This is a genomic window from Mesorhizobium sp. P2_A8 (genome assembly GCF_056404935.1).
On sequence record NZ_JBFUDB010000005.1, the window covers coordinates 300051 to 321369 of the forward strand.

Consider the following 21319-nt stretch of genomic DNA (forward strand, 5'->3'; position numbering starts at 1 on the left):
TCGTCAGCGGTCCATCAGCCGTTGTAAGGCAGAAGCTTGGCTTCGACGGGCACTTTCGGGTCCGTGGCGTTTTCGGTCACGACATAGTCGAGCGGGAACTTGCTGCCTTCCTTTGCGGCCACCCACTGGGTGCCGATGATCGGGCCGGGCGAGACGTTGGCGACCGGGCCGCTGGTGAAGTCGACCTTGCCGATCATCGTCTCGGTCTTGAGCTGGCTCAGCGCCTTGGCCACTGCCGCCTTGTCCTTGGCGTCGCTGCTTGCCTTCAGAGCCTCGAAGCCGGCGTCGAGCAACGACATCGAGGCGCCGAGCTGCTGTGTCCACTGCTTGCCGCTCGCCGCCTCATAGCCGTCGGCCAGCTCGGTTCCCGAAACGCCGGTCAGCGGCGACTTGTACGGGAAGGCCTTGTGCCAATAGGCGGCGCTCGAGATCTTCATGCCGAGATCGCCGAGCGCCTCGATGTCAGACGGGAACAGCCCGGTCTTGGCGACCTGGCAGATCTTGATCTGCTTGATCAGGCCTTGCTGTGCCGCCTGGCGCCAGAACGCAGCGAAATCCGGCGGGATCGGGAAGGAATTGAAGATCTCGACGCCTTCCTGCTTGAACAGCGCGATCTGCGAGGAATAGTCGGTGGTGCCGGTCTCATAGGCGCCGGGATCGACGATGGTGAAGCCTTGCTTGGCCAGCAGCGGCGCCAGGTTGGCGCGGATGGCGTTGCCGTCGGCGTCGTTTGGATACATGACGCCGACCTTCTTGTTGGTCTCGATCAGATTCCATTGCGAGATGTAGGTTTTGAAGAACTCGCCGACGCCGAAGCCGAAATGATAGGTCCATTTGAACGGCGAGGGCGCGCCGGGCTTGGCGCCACGGCCGAAATACCATGCCTCCCAAGGCATGACTGTCGACAGGCACGGCACGCCGGCGGCTTCGCAGGCGTCGGCCACCGGATTGATCACCTCGGGCGTCGACACCGCCAGCATCAGGTCGATGGCCTGGTTGTTGATAAGGTCCTTGGCCAACTGACCGGCGCGTGACGGATCGGACTGCGTGTCCTGGTCGAGGATTTCGACGCTGTATTTCTTGCCGCCGATGTCGAGGCCGCCGGCCAGCGCCTTGCGGGCCAGATCGAGCACATAGCCGTCGGTCTGGCCGAAACCGGCGAGCGGACCGGTGCGCGGGCTGACGAAGCCGACCTTGAGCGTGTCGCCGGCCTGCGCAAAGGCACTGCGGCTGCCAAGCGTGAGCGCCGCGCCGCCGGCGATCGATGTAGCGATGAATTGGCGTCGCGACATGCCTGGAATGGTGGCTCTGCTGGCGTGGGTCATCTGTTCCTCCCTCTGTGGTGGCGCATTGCGGCAACCACCGGTTCGTTCAACGCTTGAGACGGTGATCCACCGCCACCTTTCCCTGCCATGCATCGATGGCCGCATGGCAGTTCGCCCCGATCTGGCAAGGCTGCAGCGCTGTGTGGCCGATGGCGACGAATGGCACGATTTTTGATCCTCCATCGTCACAGTGCACTACGGGTTTGGTTCGGTAAAATGATATTTTGCGGTATTTCATTAACCTCTGGGTTAGGAAACCGCGCAGCCGAAACGACGTCCGGTTGGAAGTTTCGCGTCGTCAGCTGCCTTGCCTTGCCGCCTCGCGGATGGTCTGCAGCAGGATGGAGAAGGCCGGCCAGGGTGCCGTGTCCGTCCGCATCGTCAGGCCGACCGGCCCTTTGGTCTCCTCAGTGTTGACCGGCAACGCGACGAAGGCGCCACTGCCGAGTTCGTTGGCAACGACACCGGCCGAAATGATCCAGATGGCGTTGCTCTGCCGCAGGAAGGCACGGCCGAAGGAGTCCGAGACGGTTTCGATCTCGGTTGCCGGTGCCGTCATGCCGTTGGTGATGAACAGCCGGTCGACGAAGGGACGGATGACCGATTCCCGCGTCGGCATGAGCATCGGGAATTCGTCGAGCCGCGCGAACACATCCTGATCCGGATCAAGCAGCGGATGTCCCGACCGCACCACGAACAGCACCTGTTCGGAATAGAGGTGCTCGAAGAAGAAACCGGTCATGTTCTCTGGCGCCGCCAGCCGCCCGACAACGAGATCGAGTGCGCCGGTGCGCAGTTGTTCGAGCAGCACCGCGTTCTCGCCGGTGACGATCTTGATCGCTGCACCGGTGCCCTCCTTGAGGAACAGGGTCATAGCAAGCGGCATCACCCGCGCGGAGACCGTCGGCAGCGCGCCGATACGGATGGGGTGACGGTTGATCGCCCCGTCCTGCCTGACGGAATCAACGCCTTGCTTGAGCGCTGTGATCGCCGTGCCGGCATGGCGAAGGAAGATCTCGCCGATGCGCGTCAGCCTGATGCCGCGGCCATCGCGTTCGACCACCGCCACGCCGAGCGCCTCTTCCAGTTCGCGCAAAGTCTTGGTCACCGCCGGTGGGCTGACATGCAGAAGATCGGCCGCTCTCGCCACGCTTCCCTGCCGCGCAACTTCCAGGAATGCCTGCAGGTGACGGAAGCGAATTCGGCTCTCGGACACGGATTTGATAACCCCTGAGTTAATGAAACGGCGCAAAATATCATTTTACCGAACCAAATGCCTTGTGCAATGTGGAGGTGGAGGACCGAAATCGTGCCATTCGTCACCATCGGCGGCATCACGCTGCACCACCGTCGCATCGAGGCGAACGGCAGTGCTCGCCCGATCGTGTTCATCAATTCGCTCGGCACCGACTTCCGGATCTGGGACCAGGTCCTGTCGATTCTGGGCGGAGAAATGCCTCTGCTGGTCTACGACAAGCGCGGCCACGGGCTCTCCGATATCGGCGACATCAGGTCGATCGACGATCATGTCGATGATCTCTGCGCGCTCATCGATCATTTCGGCCTGGGCAAGGTCGTGCTGTGCGGCCTGTCGGTCGGCGGCATGATCGCGCAAGGATTTTATATCAGGCGCCCTGAAATGGTCGAAGGCCTGATCCTGTGCGACACAGCCCACAAGATCGGCACGACGGACAGCTGGAACACACGCATCGCGACGGTCGAAAGCAAGGGCATCCAGGCCATTGCCGATGGCGTGCTCAAGGTGTGGTTCACCCCCGCCTTCCACTCGGCGCGGCTGGCCGAGTTGGACGGCTATTGGAACATGATGACCCGGCAAGCGCTTGCCGGTTACATCGGGACCTGCACGGCAGTGCGCGACGCGGATTTCACCGACGCAGCACGCCGCATCGCGGTGCCGACGCTTTGCATTGCCGGCGATCAGGACGGCTCGACGCCTCCTGACCTTGTCCGCTCGCTGGCGGCTCTCATTCCCGGCGCGCGCTTCGAGATCATCCGCGACGCCGGACACATTCCTTGTGTCGAACAGCCCGAAGCGCTGGTCGCCCTGATCCGCAATTTTATCGCATCGCTTGCCCCTGGAGCAGAAACCCATGGATGAAGTCCCCGGCAACGCCGCCAGATATCGCACGGGCCTCGCAGTGCGGCGGTCCGTGCTCGGCGACCAGCATGTCGACCGGGCCGAGATTGCCGCCACCGATTTCGACCAGCCTTTCCAGGAACTGATCACCGAGGCCGCCTGGGGAACGGTGTGGGCACGGCCAGCCTTCACCAAGCGCGAACGCTCGATCGTCACGCTGGCGCTGCTGGCCGCACTCGGCCATGATGAGGAGGTCGCCATGCATGTGCGCGCCACCGTCAACACCGGTGCCTCGCGCGACGATATCTGCGAAGCGTTCCTGCATGTCGCCATCTATGCCGGGGTGCCGGCCGCCAACCGTGCCTTCAAGATCGCCAAGGACGTGTTTTCGGAAATGGACGGAGCCAGGAATGCCCGCTGAGTCCGGCTCGAACCGGAGCCCCGAGACCGGCGCCTTCTTCCAGCGCGACCGGACCTGGCATCCGCCGGCGCTGACGCCGAACTACAAGACCTCCGTGCTGCGCTCGCCGCAGAAGGCGCCGCTCGCCTTTGACAACACGCTCTCGGAAATAACTGGCCCGGTCTTCGGTCACGCCATGCTCGGCGAACTCGACGCCGACCTGATCCACAATTTCGCCAGACCCGGCGAGAGCGCCATCGGCGAGCGCATCATCGTCTATGGACGGGTGCTCGACGAACGCGGTGTTGGCGTGCCTGGCGCGCTGCTCGAATTCTGGCAGGCCAATGCCGGCGGCCGCTACCGCCACAAGAAGGACGGCTACCTGGCGCCGCTCGACCCGAACTTTGGCGGCTGCGGCCGCGCCATCACCGGTGAGGATGGCGGCTATGCCTTTCGCACCGTCAAGCCCGGTCCCTATCCCTGGCCGAACGGGCCGAACGACTGGCGGCCCTCGCACATCCATTTCTCGGTCTTCGGCCACGGCTTTGCCCAGCGGCTGATCACGCAGATGTATTTCGAGGGCGACCCGCTGATCTGGCACTGTCCGATCGCGCGCGGCATCCCCGACAGGGCGGCCATCGAAACGCTGATCGCCACGCTCGACATGCAGGCGACGATCCCCTTCGACGCGCGTGCCTACAAGTTCGACATCGTGCTGCGCGGGCGCCGCTCGTCGCTGTTCGAAAACAGGCTGGAGGGCAATTGATGGCCCAGTCGCTCGACCGGCTCAGGGAAAGCCCTTCGCAGACCGCCGGACCCTACGTCCATATCGGGCTGACACCCAATTTCTGCGGCATCGGCGGCGTCTATGCGAGCGATCTTGGTGCGGCCATGGTCAACGACAAGACCAGGGGCGAGCGCATCGGCCTGCGCATCCGGGTGCTAGACGGCACCGGCACGCCGCTGAAGGACGCGCTGATCGAGATCTGGCAGGCGGACGCGGACGGGTTTTACAATTCGCCGGCGGAACTGCGCGGCGCTGCCGATCCGAATTTTTTCGGCTGGGGCCGCTGCCCTACCGACATGGACACCGGCCTGTGCGCGATCGACACGATCAAGCCGGGCCGCGTTCCGTTTAGGGATGGCCGCCTGATGGCGCCGCACGTCACGCTCTGGATCGTCGCCCGCGGCATCAATCTCGGCCTGCACACAAGGCTCTATTTTTCCGACGAGGCAGAGGCCAATGCCGAGGATCCGATCCTGGCGCGCATCGAGCACCGCATTCGCGTGCCGACGCTGATCGCCGAGCGCACCGGCGATATTTATGTCTTCGACATCCATCTCCAGGGGGAGAAGGAAACGGTCTTCTTCGACAGCTGATGCTCAGGAGACCCAAGATATGACCGTATCGCCCTTCGACCATCCATTGCTCTCCGCTCTTCTCGGCGACGAGGAAGCGAGCCGGCATTTTTCCGTCGAGGCGGAAATCGAAGCGATGCTGGCCTTCGAGCGTGCGCTGGCCGAAGTGGAGGCGGAAAACGGGATCATCACCAAAGTTGCGGCGGCAGCGATCGTGGCGGGGCTTGGCACGTTCCGGCCCGACACCGCTTTGCTGCGGGCCGGTGTGGCCAGGGACGGCGTCATCGTGCCGGAGCTGGTGCGCCAGATCAGGGCGGCGGTCGGCGAACCGCATGGCGCCTCCGTTCATTTCGGCGCGACCAGCCAGGATGTCATCGATACGGGCCTGATGCTTCGGCTGAAATCCGTCGTCGAGCATCTCGGCCTGCTGCTGACCGAGACCGTCATGCGCCTCGCCTCGATCGAAGAGCGCTTCGGGGGCAGGGCGCTAATGGCGATGACGCGGATGCAGCCGGCGATCCCGATCACGGTGGCGGATCGCATTGCCGCATGGCGGGCGCCGCTACAGCGCCATCAATCGCGATTGGCAGAGCAGTCCCGGCGATTGCTCGTCGTGCAGTTCGGCGGTGCGGCCGGCACGCTCGAAAAACTCGGCGACAAGGCGCCAGCCGTCCGTGCGGCGCTTGCCTTCAGGCTCAGCCTCGGCAATGCGCCGCAATGGCAGAGCCAGCGCGATGCGCTCGCCGATTTTGCCGGCTGGCTGTCGCTGGTAACGGGTAGCCTCGGCAAGTTCGGCCAGGACATTGCGCTGATGGCGCAAGGCGCAACCGACATCGCGCTTTCGGGCGGCGGCGGCTCGTCGGCCATGCCGCACAAGCAGAACCCGGTGAAGGCCGAGGCGCTGGCGGCGCTGGCCCGCTTCAACGCCACGCAGCTTTCCGGCATGCATCAGGCGCTGGTGCATGAGCAGGAGCGATCGGGCGCCGCCTGGACGCTGGAATGGCTGCTGCTGCCGCAGATGGTGGTGGCGACAGCCGCATCGCTGCGGCTTGCCGCCGAACTGGCCGGACAGATCGAAAGTCTCGGGCACTGATGCGCACACAGGTTCTCATTGTCGGGTCCGGACCGTCCGGCCTGCTGCTCGGCCAGCTTCTCAGCACGATCGGCGTCGAGACTGTCATTCTGGAACGCTCGAGCCGCGACCACGTGCTTGGCCGCGTGCGCGCCGGCGTGCTCGAACAAGGCACCGTCGAACTGCTGGAGGAAGCGGGTGTCGCTGCACGGCTGCACGCCGAGGGGCTGCCGCATTCCGGCATCTCGCTCGCCTTCGACGGACGCCTGCACCGCATCGACCTCGAGGCGCTGACGGGAAGGCACGTCACCGTCTATGGCCAGACCGAAGTGACGCATGATTTGATGGACAAGCGCGCTGCGGCAGGACTGACCACGATCTACGAGGCGGCGAACGTTACGCTGCACGATTTCGACGGCGAGGCGCCTTTTGCCACCTATGACGAGGACGGCGTCACGCATCGCATCGACTGCGACGTCATCGCCGGCTGCGATGGCTACCACGGCGTCAGCCGCAGATCGGTGCCCGAACCTGCGCTGAAAACCTTCGAGCGCCACTATCCGTTCGGCTGGCTCGGCGTGCTGGCTGAAGTGCCGCCGGCCGATCACGAACTGGTCTACGCCAATCATGAGCGGGGTTTTGCGCTGTGCTCGATGCGTTCGACGCACCGCAGCCGCTACTATGTGCAGTGCCCCGAGGGTGACCGTGTCGAGGCGTGGTCCGACGACCGGTTCTGGGACGAATTGCGCCGCCGCTTGCCGGAGCAGACGGCAGCAGGCGTCGTCACCGGTCCATCCTTCGAAAAATCGATCGCGCCGCTGCGCTCCTTCGTGGCCGAGCCGTTGCGTTTCGGCAGGTTGTTCCTGGTCGGGGACGCCGCCCATATCGTGCCGCCGACCGGCGCCAAGGGCCTCAATCTCGCCGCCAGCGATGTGCGTTATCTCTTCACCGGTTTGCGCGATTTCTACGTTGAGAAATCGCATGCCGGCATCGACGCCTATTCAGGCAAGGCGCTGGCGCGGGTCTGGAAGGCGGTCCGCTTTTCCTGGTGGATGACGACGATGCTGCATCGCTTTCCCGACACCGGCGATTTCGGTCAGCGCATCCAGGAAGCCGAGCTCGACTACCTCGTACAGTCGCGTGCAGCGTCGACTGCGCTGGCCGAGAACTATGTCGGCCTGCCTTACTAGTTTTTCGTGTAGTCAGGCCCAAACCGTGTCGGCAGGCCGTCGGCGAATTTCAACCAAGGGAGCTTCTCCTCAAAAGCGACATGCAGCGTGGGTGCAAATTTTTCCGGCTCCTCCATCGCTGCGGCAAAAAAATGCATGACACCGGACATGTTCTTTGAGCGGAAGGACAGCGGCGAGCCACATTTATCGCAAAATGTTCTTTCCACACCGGGAGAAGAGTTGAATACCTTCGGTGACTTGCCCAGCCATCGCCATTGGCTGTCCAAGACGCCAATGTAGGTGGTCATCGGCGCAGAACATTGCCGCCGACAACTTTCACAATGACAGCTCACGCATGCTTGTACCGGGCCATCGACTTCAAAAGCAACAGCGCCACATAAGCAATGACCACGCATGCAAATTCTCCTTGCCGGCGGCGCCTTCTTGTCGAGCATGGCCTTGGCGGCCATCAGATTGTGGCTTCGCTTTTATGAGTCCGCAGCCTAATGCATGTCGCCCAAGTCCCGGTTTTGGGACAACGACATGCATAAAACAAAACCTTAAAGCGCGGCGCGCTTTAGGGGCCGCACCGCTGGCGATCCTCATTCAGCGTAATGCTGCCTGGCAAGATCCGACAGCATCGGCCGCTGCCCCTTGAGGATTTTGACCTCAGCCTTGGGCAAGGTGAACCATCCGGCTCTGTCGACTTCCGGGAATTCCTTCATCGATCCCGACCTTGGCGGCCATTCCATGGTGAAAGTGTTGCTCCTGATGGCGGCCACGTCGATGTCGATACGCGCCTCGACGGACCAGGCCGTGACGATCTTTCCGCCCGGTTGCTTGTAGTCGCCGAGCCGCGCGAAGGGGCCATCGACCTTGACGCCGAGCTCTTCCTCGGTCTCGCGTTGCGCTGCCGCCAACGCGTCCTCGTTCTCACCGACGAGACCCTTCGGTATCGACCACGCGCCGTCGTCCTTCTTCGCCCAGAACGGTCCGCCTGGATGAACCAGCAGCACCTGAAGACTGCTGTCGCCTTGACGGTAGATCAGCAACCCCGCACTGCGTTTTGCCATTTTTTAATGTCCGTTTGTGAATCTGGTTGCGAAGGCGGCGGTCTACCGATTCTCCTGGATCATGGCTGCCGACCTTGCGCCAGATGATTGCGACGCTATGTCAGGTGCGGCTGCATTGCTCCTCGTCCGCGAGTCCGGCAATCTGACACCATCGCTTGTTTGGCGGCTCGAAGGCTAGATAGGGCGTGACGATGCAACTCGGTCTTATTGGCTACTATAGCGACTTCGTGGTGTATCCACTGGTGATCGCCGTGCTGGCAGTGGTCGGGTTGTTCGAGGCCGGCGAAGAGAGTGCGCCAGGCTGGATAGGCACGGTCCTCGCCTGTCTCGGCCTCTGGACGCTGACCGAATACCTCTTGCACAGGTTCGTCCTTCACCACATTCCCTACATCAAGGACCTGCATGATCGTCACCATGTCGAGGAGCGCAGTTCGGTGGGTACGCCGACCTGGCTCAGCCTCGGAGTGCATGCCCTGGTCGCGTTTGTGCCCGTTTGGGTGGTCTCGGACTTCGCAACCGCGAGCGCGGTAAGCTGCGGGCTGATGCTGGGATATCTCTGGTACATCAGTGTCCATCACATGATTCATCACTGGCATCCCACCCATCCGAGCTATCTCTACACGCTCAAGCGCCGCCACGCCGTGCACCACCATGTCGACGAAAACGCCAATTTCGGCGTGACGTCGATATTCTGGGATCGGGTTTTCGGCACGGCGCGGCTCTGAGAGCCCGTTTGGAAATTGAGGTGGCGGTTGGCCGAGTCGAGTTCATACTGTCGATGATGAGGCCGGTCGCGTGGAATGGTCGAATTGGTCAACGCCGGAGGATGGATGGAGGGTGGATGCCTTTGCGGCGCGGTGCGCTATATCGTTGAGAGCGAACCGATCAGCAGCGGCATATGCCATTGCGAGACCTGTCGGCGCGCTGCATCGGCGCCCCGGCTCCCCTTCATTGGTGTGCCATCGGCAGGTTTTCGCTACACCCGCGGTGCGCCGGTCGACTACACCTCTTCACCCGGCGTCACCCGCAGCTTCTGCGGCCGATGCGGGTCTCCTCTGACCTATCGCCGGGACGACTCACCCGACGAACTCGACGTAATGACAGTCAGTTTGGACAACCCGAGCGCGATCCCTCCAACCTTCCATGTCTGGACGAGCGAGGCTCTCGACTGGGACCTGTTGACGGGGGATCTCACGAGCTACTCGCGATCACGCAACGGCTAAAGGCCGGGGTGGCGTGCCTCAGCCCTTCAACGCCTCTTGCCGCGGCCGCCGGGAGTTTTGGCTCCGCGAGGGCCGCTCTGAACCGGCGTGTTGTTCTGGTTTTCGTCGGACAGTTTTCGCCAGCGGGCAAGACGTTCCGGATCGAGCGTACCGGCCTTCAAGGCAGCCTGCACCGCACAGCCCGGCTCATGCACGTGCGTGCAGTCACGGAACTTGCAGAGCGGCGCGAGCTCGGTGATTTCGGCAAACAGCGTGTCGATGCCGTAGGCGACGTCGCTGACCTGCAGCGTTCGCATTCCCGGCGTGTCGATCACCCAGCCGCCACCGGCGATGGCGTGCAACGATCGGGACGTGGTGGTGTGGCGTCCTTTGGCGTCGTGTTCGCGGATGTCTCCGGTCTGTTGCGGCAATTGCTGTGCCGATCCGGCCAGCGTGTTGACCAGCGTCGATTTGCCGACGCCGGAAGAGCCGACCAGCGCGACCGTTTGGCCCGCGCCGCACCAGGCAGCCAAGGCTGTTGCCGCATCTGATGTGCGGGGGTTCAGCGTCACGACCGCCAATCCACGCTGCAGCGCCGCAGCCTGCCTCTCATACGTCTCGGCGTCAGCGACGGTATCGGCTTTTGTCAGCAGGATCACCGGCGTCGTTCCAGCCTCGTTGGCCAGCGCCAGATAGCGCTCGAGCCGGGCGGGATTGAAGTCGGCATTGCAGGAGGTGACGATGAACAGCGTGTCGACATTGGCCGCGGCAAGTTGCGGCACCCTGCCACCCTGGGTGCGGCGTTCCAGCACGGTCTTGCGGGTCAGGCGGCGCTGCACAAGGCTGTCATGCGCATCGACGAGCACCCAGTCGCCGACGGCATAGTCACCGGTGTTCGCCTGCGCCGGCAGCGTCAGGTCGATTGGTCCTGCCTGAGACAGGCCGGTCAGGCGGTCGCGATGGACTGTGGCGATCCGCGTCGGGATGAGATTGGCTTCGCCGGGCTCGATCTGGTCGCCGAAAAAATCCGTCCAGCCCAGACTGGCAAGTGATGGCGTAGAGCGCTCCGTCACGGCTTTGACCAAGGGTACGGCGTCGCAGACATCGGACAGTATCCCTGGCGGGTGGGGCGCGAATGGGGTGGGGCGGATTGCCCAGCCCGTGTATGGGCGGCATGGCGGCATTTGGCAAGCCGGGCCGTGGCCACAGGCGAGCGGCAAGCTTCTGCTCGGCACCTATCCCGATCCTGGCTGCTACCGCCCCAGCAGATTGCGCTCGACGGTTCTCAGATGTGCCAGCATTGCCTGGCTGGCGCTCTCGGGATCGCGCCGCAGCAGCGCATCGAGAATCATCTGGTGCTCGCTGCAATAGACGCTGCGCCGCTCTTCCGAAAACGATCGCTTCTTCATTTCGAACCATGGCGCCTGATTGCGCAGGATGCGCATCAGATTGTGGATCTCCTTGAGGAAGTCGTTGCGCGAGCAGGCGAAGATGCGGTGGTGGAACTCGGCATCCCAGTGCTCGAATGTCGGCATGTCCTGGGATTCGGAGGCGATCTTGTGCGCCTCGCGCACAGCGTTGAGTTCGGTGGCGCTGGCATTGGTGGCGGCGAACGATGCTGCCGCCGGCTCCAGCAGTTGCCTGATCTCCATCATGTCGGCCGGGCTGGTGCCTTCCATCCGCCCGACGGTGGCCGCCATCGAGCCCGGATTGGTGGCGGTCAGGAAGGTTCCGCGTCCGACATGCCGCACCACCGTGCCATCATCCTCGAGGAAGGAAACGGCTCGCCGCACGGTGTTGCGCGCGACGCCGAATTCGCTCGCCAGATCGCGCTCCGGAGGCATACGGCCATTCTCGATCCATTCGCCTGAAGAGATGCGTTTCTTCAGGGCAGTGGCGATATCGTTGGCGACGAGCTTTGGCATATTTGGCTGCTTTTATCTGATCCGGTATTGAACCATAGATATCAGCTTCTGAAGCCGTCGTCCATTCGGCCGGATTGCCGGCATCCCCGCAGAAGTCCACTGGCTTGCCAACGAATGCGTTTGGTCAGACCAAGTCAGATTCCGCTTGCGGCCTAAACCAATCGGCGATAGCGTGTAACGAAAGAGCGAAAAATTGGCTCAGTATTGGTTCAGGGAGGATGCGGATGCGGGTCGCGACTTTTTCGATCGCCGGCGAACGTCGCGTGGGTCTTGTCGACCTTGATGCCCAGGCCGTCGCGCCTTTCGATTTTGCCGTCGATCAGGCCCAGGCCGGCATCCTGGCCTTGATCGAGGGCAATGGCGCCGGCATGCCACGCACCCTGTCGCCGATCCCGCTGGCGCAGGTCGAGATCGAGGCGCCGATCCCGCAGCCGCGCCGCAACATTTTCTGCGTCGGCAAGAACTATCACGAGCATGCGCATGAGTTCGCGCGCAGCGGCTTCGATTCCAGCGCCGGCGCCGGCGCGATCCCGAAACACCCGATCATCTTTTCCAAGGTTCCGGAATCGGTCGTCGCCAACCATGCCAGTGTGCTGATCGATTCCTCCGTCTCGACGGCGATCGACTACGAGGCCGAACTCGCCGTCATCATCGGCAAGGGCGGGCGCGGCATCTCGAAGGCGGATGCGCTCGACCACGTCTGGGGCTACACCATCGTCAACGACGTCACCGCCCGTGACCTGCAAGGCAAATACAGCCAGTGGCTGATCGGAAAGTCGCAGGACACGTTCTGTCCGATGGGGCCGTGGGCCGTGACCAGGGATGAGCTCGACCTGGCGACCGCCGGCATCCGCTGCTTCGTCAACGGGGATCTGCGCCAGGATTCCCGGATATCGCTGCTCATCTTCGACATTCCGACCATCATCGCCACGCTGTCGCAGGGCATCACGCTGAAGCCCGGCGACATCATCGCCACCGGCACGCCGGTCGGCGTCGGCATCGGCTTCGATCCGCCGAAATATCTCAAGGCCGGCGACGTCGTGCGCATCGAGATCGACGGCATCGGCACGCTGGAAAACCGCTTCGCGGAGTATGCGCAATGACGACGGTGACAGTTGGCCCGGTCGTTGCGGAAGTTGTCGGCGAGGGCGCTGCCGTTGTGATGATCCATGGCCTCGGCGGCACCTCGAACATGTTCCAGCCGCAGATGGCGGCGCTTTCCGGCTACCGCGTTATCCGGCTCGACCTGCCGGGCTCCGGCCGTTCGCCGCGCCCGATCGAACCGTTGACCATCGAACTGATGAGCGAGGCCGTGGTCCGCGCAATGGCCGGCATGGGCGTCACTACAGCGCATTTCGTCGGCCATTCGATGGGCACCATCGTCTGCCAGCAGATTGCGGCAACGCAGCCTTCGCTGGTGGCCTCGCTGGCGCTGTTCGGCGCCCTTGCCGAGCCGGCGGAAGCAACGCGACAAGGTCTTGCCAACCGGGCACGGCTGGCGCGCTCGGGCGGCATTGCCGATATCGCCGACCAGATCGTCGCCAATGCGATCTCGGCGCACACCAGGGAAACCTCGCCTGCCGCTGTCGCCTTCGTGCGGGAATCGATCACCCGCCAAGATCCAGAATCCTACGCCCGCACCTGTGAGGCCTTGGCCAAGGCGAGCGCGGTCGATGCGCGGCGGATCTCGGCACCGACGCTGCTCGTCACCGGCGACGCCGACACGGTCAATCCGGCGGGTGTCGGCCAGGCGCTTGCCGACAAGATCAAGGGCGCCGTATTCTCGTCACTGGATCGGTGCGGGCACTGGGCCACGGTGGAAAGCCCGCGCGAAAGCAGCCAGAAGCTCGCCGATTTTTTGAGACGGGTTGATAGGTGACGATTTTGGATCGGGCGTAGAACTACGCGCTCGGCAAGTTGGGAGGCTTGTGATGGCAGACGACAGCTGGAACGGCAACAGTTCGAGCAGCACGCTCTTCACCAATGTGCGCGTGCTCGACGCCACCGGTGAATATCCCTACACCGGCGAGGTGCTGGTGCAGGGCAACCGCATCAAGCAGATCACCAAGGGCTCGTCACGCTTCGGCTCGTCCTCGTCGTCTTTCTACAGCGGCGGTGCACCAGGGGGCGTCACGACGATCGACGGCATGGGCGCGACGCTGATGCCCGGCATGATCGACGCGCATCTGCATCTATCCTGGAACAATGCGCCGGGCATCGATCCCATCCAGATGATGGAGATCGAAGAGCACATGCTGGTCACCATGGAAATGGCCAAGCTGGTGCTCGATGCCGGCTTCACCGCCGGCCGGGGTGCGGCCGCCGCCAAGCCGCGTCTCGATGTCGTCGCCAAAAAATTCATCAACCAGGGCCGCTTTCCCGGCCCCCGCTATCTCGCGGCGGGCCCTGAGATCACCACGGTCGGCGGCCTCGGCGATTCCTCGCCGTCGCACATTCCGCATGAGGGGCTCAATCTCGGCATCGTCGTCTCCGGCCCCGAGGAAATCCGTCGCACCGTGCGCCAGTTGATCAAATACGGCGTCGATTCCATCAAGCTGAACCTGTCCGGCGAGAGCATCACCGGCATGGGCGCCGAGGAAACGCCGATGTCGGAAGAGGAGGTCGCCATGGCGGCCTCCGAGGCGCGCTGCCGCAACAAGGTGCTGTCGGCGCATGCGCGCTCGTCCGGCTCGGTTAAGCAATGCGTCCGCCATGGCATCCAGAACATCTACCATGCCTCCTTCGCCGACGAGGAAGCGCTCGACATGCTCGAGGCGGTGAAGGACAAGCACTTCGTCGCGCCCGGCATTGCCTGGCTGATCAACACCGCACGCCATGCTGAGCAATGGGGCATCAAGCCGGGCTCGCCGCTGTCGCTCGAATATGAGCGCGAACTCGAAATGTGCATCGAGACGATGAAGAAGATGCACAGGCGCGGCATCCGCGTTTGCATCGGCGGCGACTACGGTTTTGCCTGGACACCGCAGGGCACCAACGCCAAGGACATCCAGACCTTCGTCGAGATGCTCGGCTTCTCGCCGATGGAAGCTATCCAGGCCGGCACCAAATATGGCGGCCAGATCATGAACATGGGCGACGAACTCGGCCTGATCAAGGAAGGCTATCTCGCCGACATTCTGCTGGTCGACGGTGATCCGATCGCCGACGTGCGCATCCTGCAGGACAAGAACCGCATCCTTGCCATCATGAAGGACGGCAAGTTCCACAAGGCGCCGCGCATGAACGAGCAGCGCCGGCGGCTGACTGCATGAGCCTGCTCGACCAGCCATCCTCGTCGCCGCTTGCCGGCAGCGGCATGACCGGGCGGCAGGCCTGGGGTCTCGTCGGCCTGCTTGCCGCCGCCGTCATCGCATGGCTGGTCTTTGCCGTGTGGCCGGACTGGCTGAACGCGATCCTGATCTCGAAGAAGGCTTTCGTCAGCGCCATCCTCAACGGCATCACGCTGGCCGGCCTGTATTTCCTTGTCGCCAGCGGTTTCACGCTGATCTTCGGCCTGATGCGCAACGTCAATCTGGCGCATGGCTCGCTCTATCTGCTCGGCGCCTATATCGGCTACGAGGTCACCAACCGCACCGGCTACTGGCTGCTTGGCGTCGCCGCCGGCTTTGCCGTGCTGGCCCTCGTCGGGGTCGTCATGCAGGTCTTCGTCTTCCGCCGCCTGGAGGGTGACGACCTGCGCCAGACCCTGGTCAGCATCGGCATCTCGATCGTCGCCGCCGACCTGATGCTGGCAGTCTGGGCTGGCGGCACCTATCAGATCACCACGCCGGAATGGCTCGATGGCGCCCTGACGCTCCCGATCATCACCGCGGTGCGCTCCAACGGTGCCTCGGTCTTTCTCACCTATCCGCTATACCGCGTCGTCGTGCTGGCGGCGGCGATCGTCATCGGCGTCGGCCTCTGGCTGATGCTGCACCGGACACGCGTCGGCATGATGATCCGCGCCGGCGTCGATGACCGTGCCATGCTGCAGGCATCCGGCGTCAATGTGCATGCGGTGTTCGCCATCGTCTTTGCCGTCGGCGCCGGGCTTGCCGGTTTTGCCGGTGTCGTCGGGGGTTCGGCGCTTTCCGTCGCGCCCGGCGAGGATGTCCGCTACCTCCTGGCCTCGCTGGTTGTCGTCATCGTCGGCGGCATGGGCTCGATTTCAGGGGCCGCCATCGGCGCGCTGCTGATCGGCCTCGCCGAACAGATCGGCCTCGTCTACTTCCCGACCTACGGCATCGTGCTCACCTTCGTCATCATGGTGGTGACGCTGGCGGTCCGGCCGCAAGGCATCATGGGGAAGGCGAGATGAGTCTGGCCATCGCCACCGGCAGCGCGACGCAGCAGAACTGGCTGGACAAGCTCGGCGCCGGCCACATCATCCTTGCGCCAGCACTTGTGCTTTACCCGCTGGTGGCCTCGGATTTCTTTCTGACTCAGATCGGCGGGTATTCCCTGGTCTTCGGCATGCTGGGTCTGTCGCTGATGCTGCTCGCCGGCTATGGCGGCATGGTCAGCCTGGCGCAGATCACGGTCGCCGGCATTGCCGCCTACGCCATCGCCATCCTCGGCAACAACAATTCCAACGTCCTGGGCTTCGGCTGGCCGTGGTGGCTCGCAGTGCCCTTCGCGGTTGTTGCGGCGGCACTGGCCTCGGCGCTGATCGGCTGGATCTCGGTGCGCACCGAGGGCATCTACACCATCATGATCACGCTGGCGATCGCCACCGCGACTTACTATTTCGCCCAGCAGAACTACGCCATCTTCAACGGCCATTCCGGCTACGCCGGCATCCGCGCCCCGGCCTTCTGGGGCCTCAACTGGCGCGATCCCCGGCCTTTTTACTACCTTTGCCTCGGTCTGGCGGTGCTTTCCTACGCAGCCGTGCTCTACGGTTCGCGCTCGACCTTCGGCATGACCTTGCAGGCGATCCGCGACAATCCGCGCCGCATGCGCGCGCTTGGCTATCACGTCACCGCGCACAAGGTCTTCGCCTGGCTGCTGGCCGGCGTCATCGCCGGACTGGCGGGCGTGCTGCTGGTCTGGTTCAACGGCCGTGTCTCGCCCGGCACCATCGGCGTCGATGCCGCGATCGACGTGCTGATCATTGCCGTCATCGGCGGCCTTCGCCATCCGATCGGGCCATTTCTCGGCGCGATCGTCGTCGTCCTGATGCAGACCTTCGCCATCGACATCGTCGGTGCCGAGCGTTTCAACACGCTGATCGGCATGGTGTTCCTGGTGATCGTCTTCGTCTCACCGGATGGAATTCTTGGGTTGTGGGGGAGGATCAAGGCAAATCTTGCCCAGGAGTCCTTGCGTCCCGGCTCGTAGCGGCCGGAACGGATGAACCACTGCAAAACGAAATCAACGGGAGGAAAAATCATGAGGATGCATAGACGTACATTGCTGGCCCTGGCGGTGTTCACCGGGCTGACCGCCCCTTCGATGGCGCTCGCCGCCGACGACACCATCAAGATCGGCCTGCTCGCCACCTTCGAGGGACCGTTCACGGTGCTCGGCGAGGACGGTGAGCGCGGCGCCATGACGGCGGTTGCCGAGATGAACGGCACGGTCGCCGGCAAGAAGATCGAGATCGTCAAGGGCTCGTCCGACGCCTCGCCCGACAGCGCCGTGCGCGCGGCGCGCAAGCTGGTCGAGCAGGACGGCGTCAAGGTGCTGGTCGGTCCGCTTTCGGGCGACGAAGGCCTCGCGGTCAAGGACTACGCCAAGACGCAGCCGAACGTGACCTTCATCAACGGCACCTCGGCCGCGCAGGACACCACGCTGCGCGATCCGGCGGAAAATTTCTTCCGCTTCTCGACCGATGGCGCCCAGTGGATGGCCGGCCTCGGCACCTATGCCTTCAAGGACAAGGGCTACAAGAAGGTCGCCACCGTCGCCGAGGATTATTCCTTCCCCTACACGCAGGTGTTCGGCTTCATGGCAGAGTTCTGCAAGGCCGGCGGCCACGTGCCGTCGAAGTCCTGGGTGCCGATCGGCAACAAGGACTTTTCTTCGGTCATCGCGGCGATCCCGGAAGACGTCGATGCGATCTACGTCGCGCTCGGCGGCGCCGACGCCGTCAACTTCCTGACCCAGTACCAGCAGGGTGGCGGCTCCGCACCGCTGATCGGCGGTTCGATTACCGTTGACCAGACAGTGCTGACCTCGAAAGGCAAGCTGCGCGACGTGCTGAAGGGCACACCCTCGGCCGGGCCGACGGCAGACACCAATGACGCGCCGGCCTGGAAGACGTTCGTCGAGGCCTACAAGAAGCAGCCAGGCGCGTTTCCCTCGCCCTCGCTCTTCGCCCACGGCTACTATGTCAACATGAAGGCGACGCTGCTCGGCCTCGACCAGGTCGGCGGCGATGTCTCCGATGGTGGCAAGAAGCTCCGCGATGCGCTGTCGAAACTGTCCTTCGACACGCCGACCGGCAAGGTGTCGCTCGACAAGAATCGCAACGCCATCGCCGACATCTTCCTGACCGAAGTCACCGAAGGTGCCGACGGCAATCTCCTCAACAAGCTGGTCAAGGTCGTGCCGCAGGTCAACCAGACGCTCGGCATTCCCGAAGACGAGTTCATGAAACTCGGTGCGGTCAACCGCGACAATCCGAGCTGCCCGTAACACATCGGAATTCGAGTGTAGCGCCAGTGACCGAAAGCTTCTCAGCAAACCGTCTCCAGAGCACCGGCGCCTATGCGCTGGAGCTCGATGGCGTGGCGCGGCATTTCGGGGCGCTGGTGGCGCTCTCGGGCATCACTATGAGGATCGCGGCCGGTGAACGGCGCGCGGTCCTCGGCTCCAACGGCGCCGGCAAGACGACCCTGTTCAATGCCGTGACCGGCGATTTCCTGCCGACGGCAGGGCGCATCCGCTTCTTCGGCGAGGACATCACCGATCTGCCGCCGCATGAGCGCATCCGCCGCGGACTGCGGCGCACCTATCAGATTTCGCAATTGTTCAAAGGCCTGTCGGTCCTCGATTCCATCTTTCTCGCTTGCCGTGGCGTCTCGCGCCGGCGGTTTTCGCTGCTGCGCCCGACGGTCACCGACGTCAACATGGTGCAGGCGGAATCGATCCTCAACGCCGTGCATCTCGAAGCCTATCGCGACACGCTGGTGGCGACGCTGAGCCATGGCCAGCAACGCCAGCTGGAGATCGCGCTGGCGTTGGCCGGTGCACCGCGCTTCATCCTGTTCGACGAGCCGGCGGCCGGCCTTTCGCCGACCGAACGCCGCGACCTCGTCGCCATCCTCAATGCGCTGCCGAAACACATCGGCTACATCATCATCGAACACGATCTCGACGTTGCCCTGCGCGTGTCGGAATATGTCTCGATGATGCACAATGGCCGGCTGTTCAAGGAAGGCACGCCGCAGGAGATCGAGGCCGATCCCGAGGTCCAGGAGATCTATCTCGGGGGCAAGCATGGCTGAGCGCCAGACCGCCTCCGGCAAACCGGCCAAGGCCATCCTCAGGATAGACGACCTGCAGGTCTTCTACGGCGAAAGCCATGCGTTGCAGGGCGTTTCGCTGACGCTGGAAAGCGGCGTGCTATCGGTGGTCGGCCGCAACGGCATGGGCAAGTCCACGCTCTGCAACACCATCGTCGGCTTGAAGCGCGCGAAGTCCGGTTCGATCCGTTTTGACGGCCGCGAGATCACCGCTCTCGAGCCGCATGAGATCCACCGCCTCGGCGTCGGCTATGTGCCGCAAGGCCGCCGCGTCTGGCCGAGCCTGACCGTCGACGAACATCTGCGGCTTGCTGGTGGTATCAGGCGCGATGCCAGCTGGACGGTCGAGCGTGTCTACCAGACTTTTCCGCGCCTGGCCGAACGCCGGACAAACGGCGGCTCGCAATTGTCAGGCGGTGAACAGCAGATGCTGGCGATCTCCCGCGCGCTGCTCAGTGACCCGAAGCTGCTGGTCATGGATGAGCCGACCGAGGGGCTGGCGCCGATCATCGTCGACCAGGTCGAACAGATGCTGGTCGATCTCGCCGCCGAGGGCGAGATGGCGGTTCTGGTCATTGAACAGAACATCGGCGTCGCGACCGCGGTGTCGAACCAGGTCGCCGTCATGGTCAACGGCCGCATCAACCGGCTGATGGACGCCAGGGCACTCGCCGCCGACCGTGAATTGCAGCAGCGGCTGCTTGGTGTCGGCCGCCATGCCGAGGAAACGCCCGTCACGCCGGCCGAAGCCGCCCAGGCAAAGCAACAACTGGCGGAGGTCTATCGTGTCGACCGCACTGGCGCCGGCTCGGCCGAACCGATGCCGCAGAGCGGCGTCTATCGTCCGGTCACCGACTTGCCCAACCGCTGGAACGTGCCGGTCACCGAGATGCGTCAGGCGGCGGTCGACAAGGCAGCGCCGCAGGACGATTTGAAGAAGGTCTTCGCCATTCCCTTTGCCGAGCGCATCGGCCGCACAGTGCTGGTCGTCGGCACCTTCGACACCAAGGGCAAGGAATTGCGCTTCGTCGCCGACCGGCTGAAGTCGCTGGGCATCCCGGTGCGCACCGTCGATCTGTCGACATCGGGCAAGCCGACCAGCGCCGACGTGCCCGCCATGCAGGTGGCCGGCATGCACCCACGCGGCTCGTCCGCCGTTTTCACCAACGATCGCGGCGGCGCGGTCAGCGCCATGGCGGACGCCTTCGCCCGCTGGATCGAGCGTGAGCCGCGCATCGGCGGCGTCATCTCCGCCGGCGGCTCCGGCGGCACCACGCTGGCCACATCAGGCATGCGTGTGCTGCCGGTCGGCATCCCCAAGCTGATGGTCTCGACGGTGGCGGCCGGCGATGTCGCCAAATATGTCGGCGGCGCCGACATCATGATGTTCCATTCGGTCGCCGATGTTCAGGGGCTGAACTCGATCACCGAACAGGTGCTGTCCAATGCCGCGCATGCGATGGCCGGCATGGTCGCCCAACTGCCCAGTGCCGAGGCGTGGGAAGCAAAGCGCAAACTGGCGCGGCCGGCTGTCGGCATCACCATGTTCGGCGTCACCACGCTCGCCGTGCAAGCGGTGACCAAGCGGCTTGAAGCCGACTATGACTGCCTCGTCTTCCATGCCACCGGCATCGGCGGACGCGCCATGGAAAATCTCGGCGATTCCAGGCTGCTTTCGGCCTTTCTCGACCTGACCACCACGGAAGTGGCCGACATGATCGTCGGCGGCGTGTTCCCGGCGACCGAGGATCGCTTCGGCGCTGCGATCCGCACCGGACTGCCCTATGTCGGCTCGACCGGTGCGCTCGACATGGTCAATTTCGGCCCGCGCGACAGCGTGCCGGAGAAATTCCGCAGCCGCAAATTCGTCATCCACAATCCGAACGTCACGCTGATGCGCACCACGCGCGACGAGAACCGCGCCTTCGGCGAATGGATCGGCGCGCGGCTCAACGCCATGAATGGCCCGGTGCGCTTCCTGCTGCCCGAAGGCGGCGTCTCGATGCTCGATGCGCCCGGTCAGCCTTTTCACGATCCCGAGGCCGACAACGCGCTGTTCGAGGCCATCGAGAAGACGGTTCGCCGCACACCTTTGCGCCATGTCGAACGGGTGCGGGCGAACATCAACGATACGCCTTTCGTCGACGCGGTGCTCTCTGCGTTCCATGCGATCACGCCGAAGCTGCAGAGGCGGGCATGAAGAATTGGACTTCGCCACCGTGCGGGT

The 21319-nt window shown here is 63.8% G+C and carries 22 protein-coding genes; 16 read left to right on the forward strand and 6 right to left on the reverse strand.

Features of this window, described 5'->3' with window-relative positions; translation table 11 throughout:
* Positions 1-14: 14 nt before the first annotated feature.
* The gene (locus AC1D10_RS16655) at positions 15-1292 is read right to left on the reverse strand and encodes an ABC transporter substrate-binding protein (RefSeq protein ID WP_477274127.1); all 1278 of its coding nucleotides are present in this window, start codon (positions 1290-1292) and stop codon (positions 15-17) included.
* A 331-nt stretch (positions 1293-1623) separates the two neighbouring features.
* Positions 1624-2541 (reverse strand): pca operon transcription factor PcaQ, encoded by a 918-nt coding sequence (gene pcaQ / locus AC1D10_RS16660; protein WP_477273600.1) that lies wholly within the window; start codon positions 2539-2541, stop codon positions 1624-1626.
* Between the two features lie 93 nt (positions 2542-2634).
* Here pcaQ and pcaD point away from each other — a divergent pair, with 93 nt between their 5' ends.
* From pcaD to pobA, 6 genes are read left to right on the forward strand one after another with little or no spacing between them, the layout of a single operon-like run.
* Positions 2635-3444, forward strand: a complete 810-nt coding sequence (gene pcaD, locus AC1D10_RS16665; RefSeq protein WP_477273602.1) for a 3-oxoadipate enol-lactonase — start codon at positions 2635-2637, stop codon at positions 3442-3444.
* Entirely contained in the window at positions 3437-3844 is a 408-nt protein-coding gene (gene pcaC, locus AC1D10_RS16670; RefSeq protein WP_477273604.1) for a 4-carboxymuconolactone decarboxylase, read from the forward strand. Before pcaD ends, pcaC begins: the two co-directional genes overlap by 8 nt.
* Positions 3834-4589, forward strand: a complete 756-nt coding sequence (gene pcaH / locus AC1D10_RS16675) for a protocatechuate 3,4-dioxygenase subunit beta (protein ID WP_477273606.1) — start codon at positions 3834-3836, stop codon at positions 4587-4589. Before pcaC ends, pcaH begins: the two co-directional genes overlap by 11 nt.
* Positions 4589-5203 (forward strand): protocatechuate 3,4-dioxygenase subunit alpha, encoded by a 615-nt coding sequence (gene pcaG, locus AC1D10_RS16680; protein ID WP_477273608.1) that lies wholly within the window; start codon positions 4589-4591, stop codon positions 5201-5203. The genes pcaH and pcaG overlap by 1 nt, the downstream gene beginning before the upstream one ends.
* A 19-nt stretch (positions 5204-5222) precedes the next feature.
* On the forward strand, positions 5223-6275 hold the full coding sequence (locus tag AC1D10_RS16685) for a 3-carboxy-cis,cis-muconate cycloisomerase (protein ID WP_477273610.1): 1053 nt from the start codon (positions 5223-5225) through the stop codon (positions 6273-6275).
* Positions 6275-7444: a 4-hydroxybenzoate 3-monooxygenase gene (gene pobA / locus AC1D10_RS16690; RefSeq protein ID WP_477273612.1), complete on the forward strand. Its 1170-nt coding sequence runs from the start codon at positions 6275-6277 to the stop codon at positions 7442-7444. Before AC1D10_RS16685 ends, pobA begins: the two co-directional genes overlap by 1 nt.
* Here pobA and AC1D10_RS16695 read toward each other — a convergent pair.
* Complete coding sequence (locus AC1D10_RS16695; protein WP_477273614.1) at positions 7441-7893, reverse strand: GFA family protein; 453 nt, start codon at positions 7891-7893, stop codon at positions 7441-7443. The two genes, pobA and AC1D10_RS16695, sit on opposite strands and share 4 nt — an antisense overlap.
* A 132-nt stretch (positions 7894-8025) precedes the next feature.
* Positions 8026-8496, reverse strand: a complete 471-nt coding sequence (locus tag AC1D10_RS16700) for an NUDIX hydrolase (RefSeq protein ID WP_477273616.1) — start codon at positions 8494-8496, stop codon at positions 8026-8028.
* 191 nt (positions 8497-8687) lie between these two features.
* Here AC1D10_RS16700 and AC1D10_RS16705 point away from each other — a divergent pair, with 191 nt between their 5' ends.
* Positions 8688-9221, forward strand: a complete 534-nt coding sequence (locus tag AC1D10_RS16705) for a sterol desaturase family protein (RefSeq protein ID WP_477273618.1) — start codon at positions 8688-8690, stop codon at positions 9219-9221.
* 75 nt (positions 9222-9296) lie between these two features.
* Positions 9297-9719: a GFA family protein gene (locus tag AC1D10_RS16710; protein WP_477273620.1), complete on the forward strand. Its 423-nt coding sequence runs from the start codon at positions 9297-9299 to the stop codon at positions 9717-9719.
* 26 nt (positions 9720-9745) lie between these two features.
* Here AC1D10_RS16710 and rsgA read toward each other — a convergent pair whose 3' ends face one another.
* Together rsgA and AC1D10_RS16720 are read right to left on the reverse strand one after the other, a co-directional pair.
* Positions 9746-10783: a ribosome small subunit-dependent GTPase A gene (rsgA, locus tag AC1D10_RS16715; protein ID WP_477273622.1), complete on the reverse strand. Its 1038-nt coding sequence runs from the start codon at positions 10781-10783 to the stop codon at positions 9746-9748.
* A gap of 168 nt (positions 10784-10951) precedes the next feature.
* Positions 10952-11623 (reverse strand): FadR/GntR family transcriptional regulator, encoded by a 672-nt coding sequence (locus AC1D10_RS16720; RefSeq protein ID WP_477273624.1) that lies wholly within the window; start codon positions 11621-11623, stop codon positions 10952-10954.
* Positions 11624-11847: 224 nt separating this feature from the next.
* Here AC1D10_RS16720 and AC1D10_RS16725 point away from each other — a divergent pair, with 224 nt between their 5' ends.
* The 8 genes from AC1D10_RS16725 to AC1D10_RS16760 are packed head-to-tail and all read left to right on the forward strand — an operon-like array spanning position 11848 to position 21292.
* The gene (locus AC1D10_RS16725; RefSeq protein ID WP_477273626.1) at positions 11848-12726 is read left to right on the forward strand and encodes a fumarylacetoacetate hydrolase family protein; all 879 of its coding nucleotides are present in this window, start codon (positions 11848-11850) and stop codon (positions 12724-12726) included.
* Positions 12723-13502: an alpha/beta fold hydrolase gene (locus AC1D10_RS16730; RefSeq protein WP_477273628.1), complete on the forward strand. Its 780-nt coding sequence runs from the start codon at positions 12723-12725 to the stop codon at positions 13500-13502. Before AC1D10_RS16725 ends, AC1D10_RS16730 begins: the two co-directional genes overlap by 4 nt.
* A gap of 52 nt (positions 13503-13554) precedes the next feature.
* A complete protein-coding gene (locus AC1D10_RS16735) occupies positions 13555-14895 on the forward strand; it encodes a metal-dependent hydrolase family protein (RefSeq protein WP_477273630.1) in 1341 nt (446 codons plus the stop codon).
* A gap of 44 nt (positions 14896-14939) precedes the next feature.
* On the forward strand, positions 14940-15941 hold the full coding sequence (locus AC1D10_RS16740) for a branched-chain amino acid ABC transporter permease (RefSeq protein ID WP_477274129.1): 1002 nt from the start codon (positions 14940-14942) through the stop codon (positions 15939-15941).
* Positions 15938-16963, forward strand: a complete 1026-nt coding sequence (locus tag AC1D10_RS16745; protein ID WP_477273632.1) for a branched-chain amino acid ABC transporter permease — start codon at positions 15938-15940, stop codon at positions 16961-16963. The genes AC1D10_RS16740 and AC1D10_RS16745 overlap by 4 nt, the downstream gene beginning before the upstream one ends.
* A gap of 51 nt (positions 16964-17014) precedes the next feature.
* On the forward strand, positions 17015-18262 hold the full coding sequence (locus AC1D10_RS16750; RefSeq protein ID WP_477273634.1) for an ABC transporter substrate-binding protein: 1248 nt from the start codon (positions 17015-17017) through the stop codon (positions 18260-18262).
* A gap of 26 nt (positions 18263-18288) precedes the next feature.
* Positions 18289-19074, forward strand: coding sequence for an ABC transporter ATP-binding protein (locus tag AC1D10_RS16755; RefSeq protein WP_477273636.1), 786 nt, complete (start codon positions 18289-18291; stop codon positions 19072-19074).
* Positions 19067-21292: a Tm-1-like ATP-binding domain-containing protein gene (locus AC1D10_RS16760; protein WP_477273638.1), complete on the forward strand. Its 2226-nt coding sequence runs from the start codon at positions 19067-19069 to the stop codon at positions 21290-21292. The genes AC1D10_RS16755 and AC1D10_RS16760 overlap by 8 nt, the downstream gene beginning before the upstream one ends.
* Positions 21293-21319 lie beyond the last annotated feature (27 nt).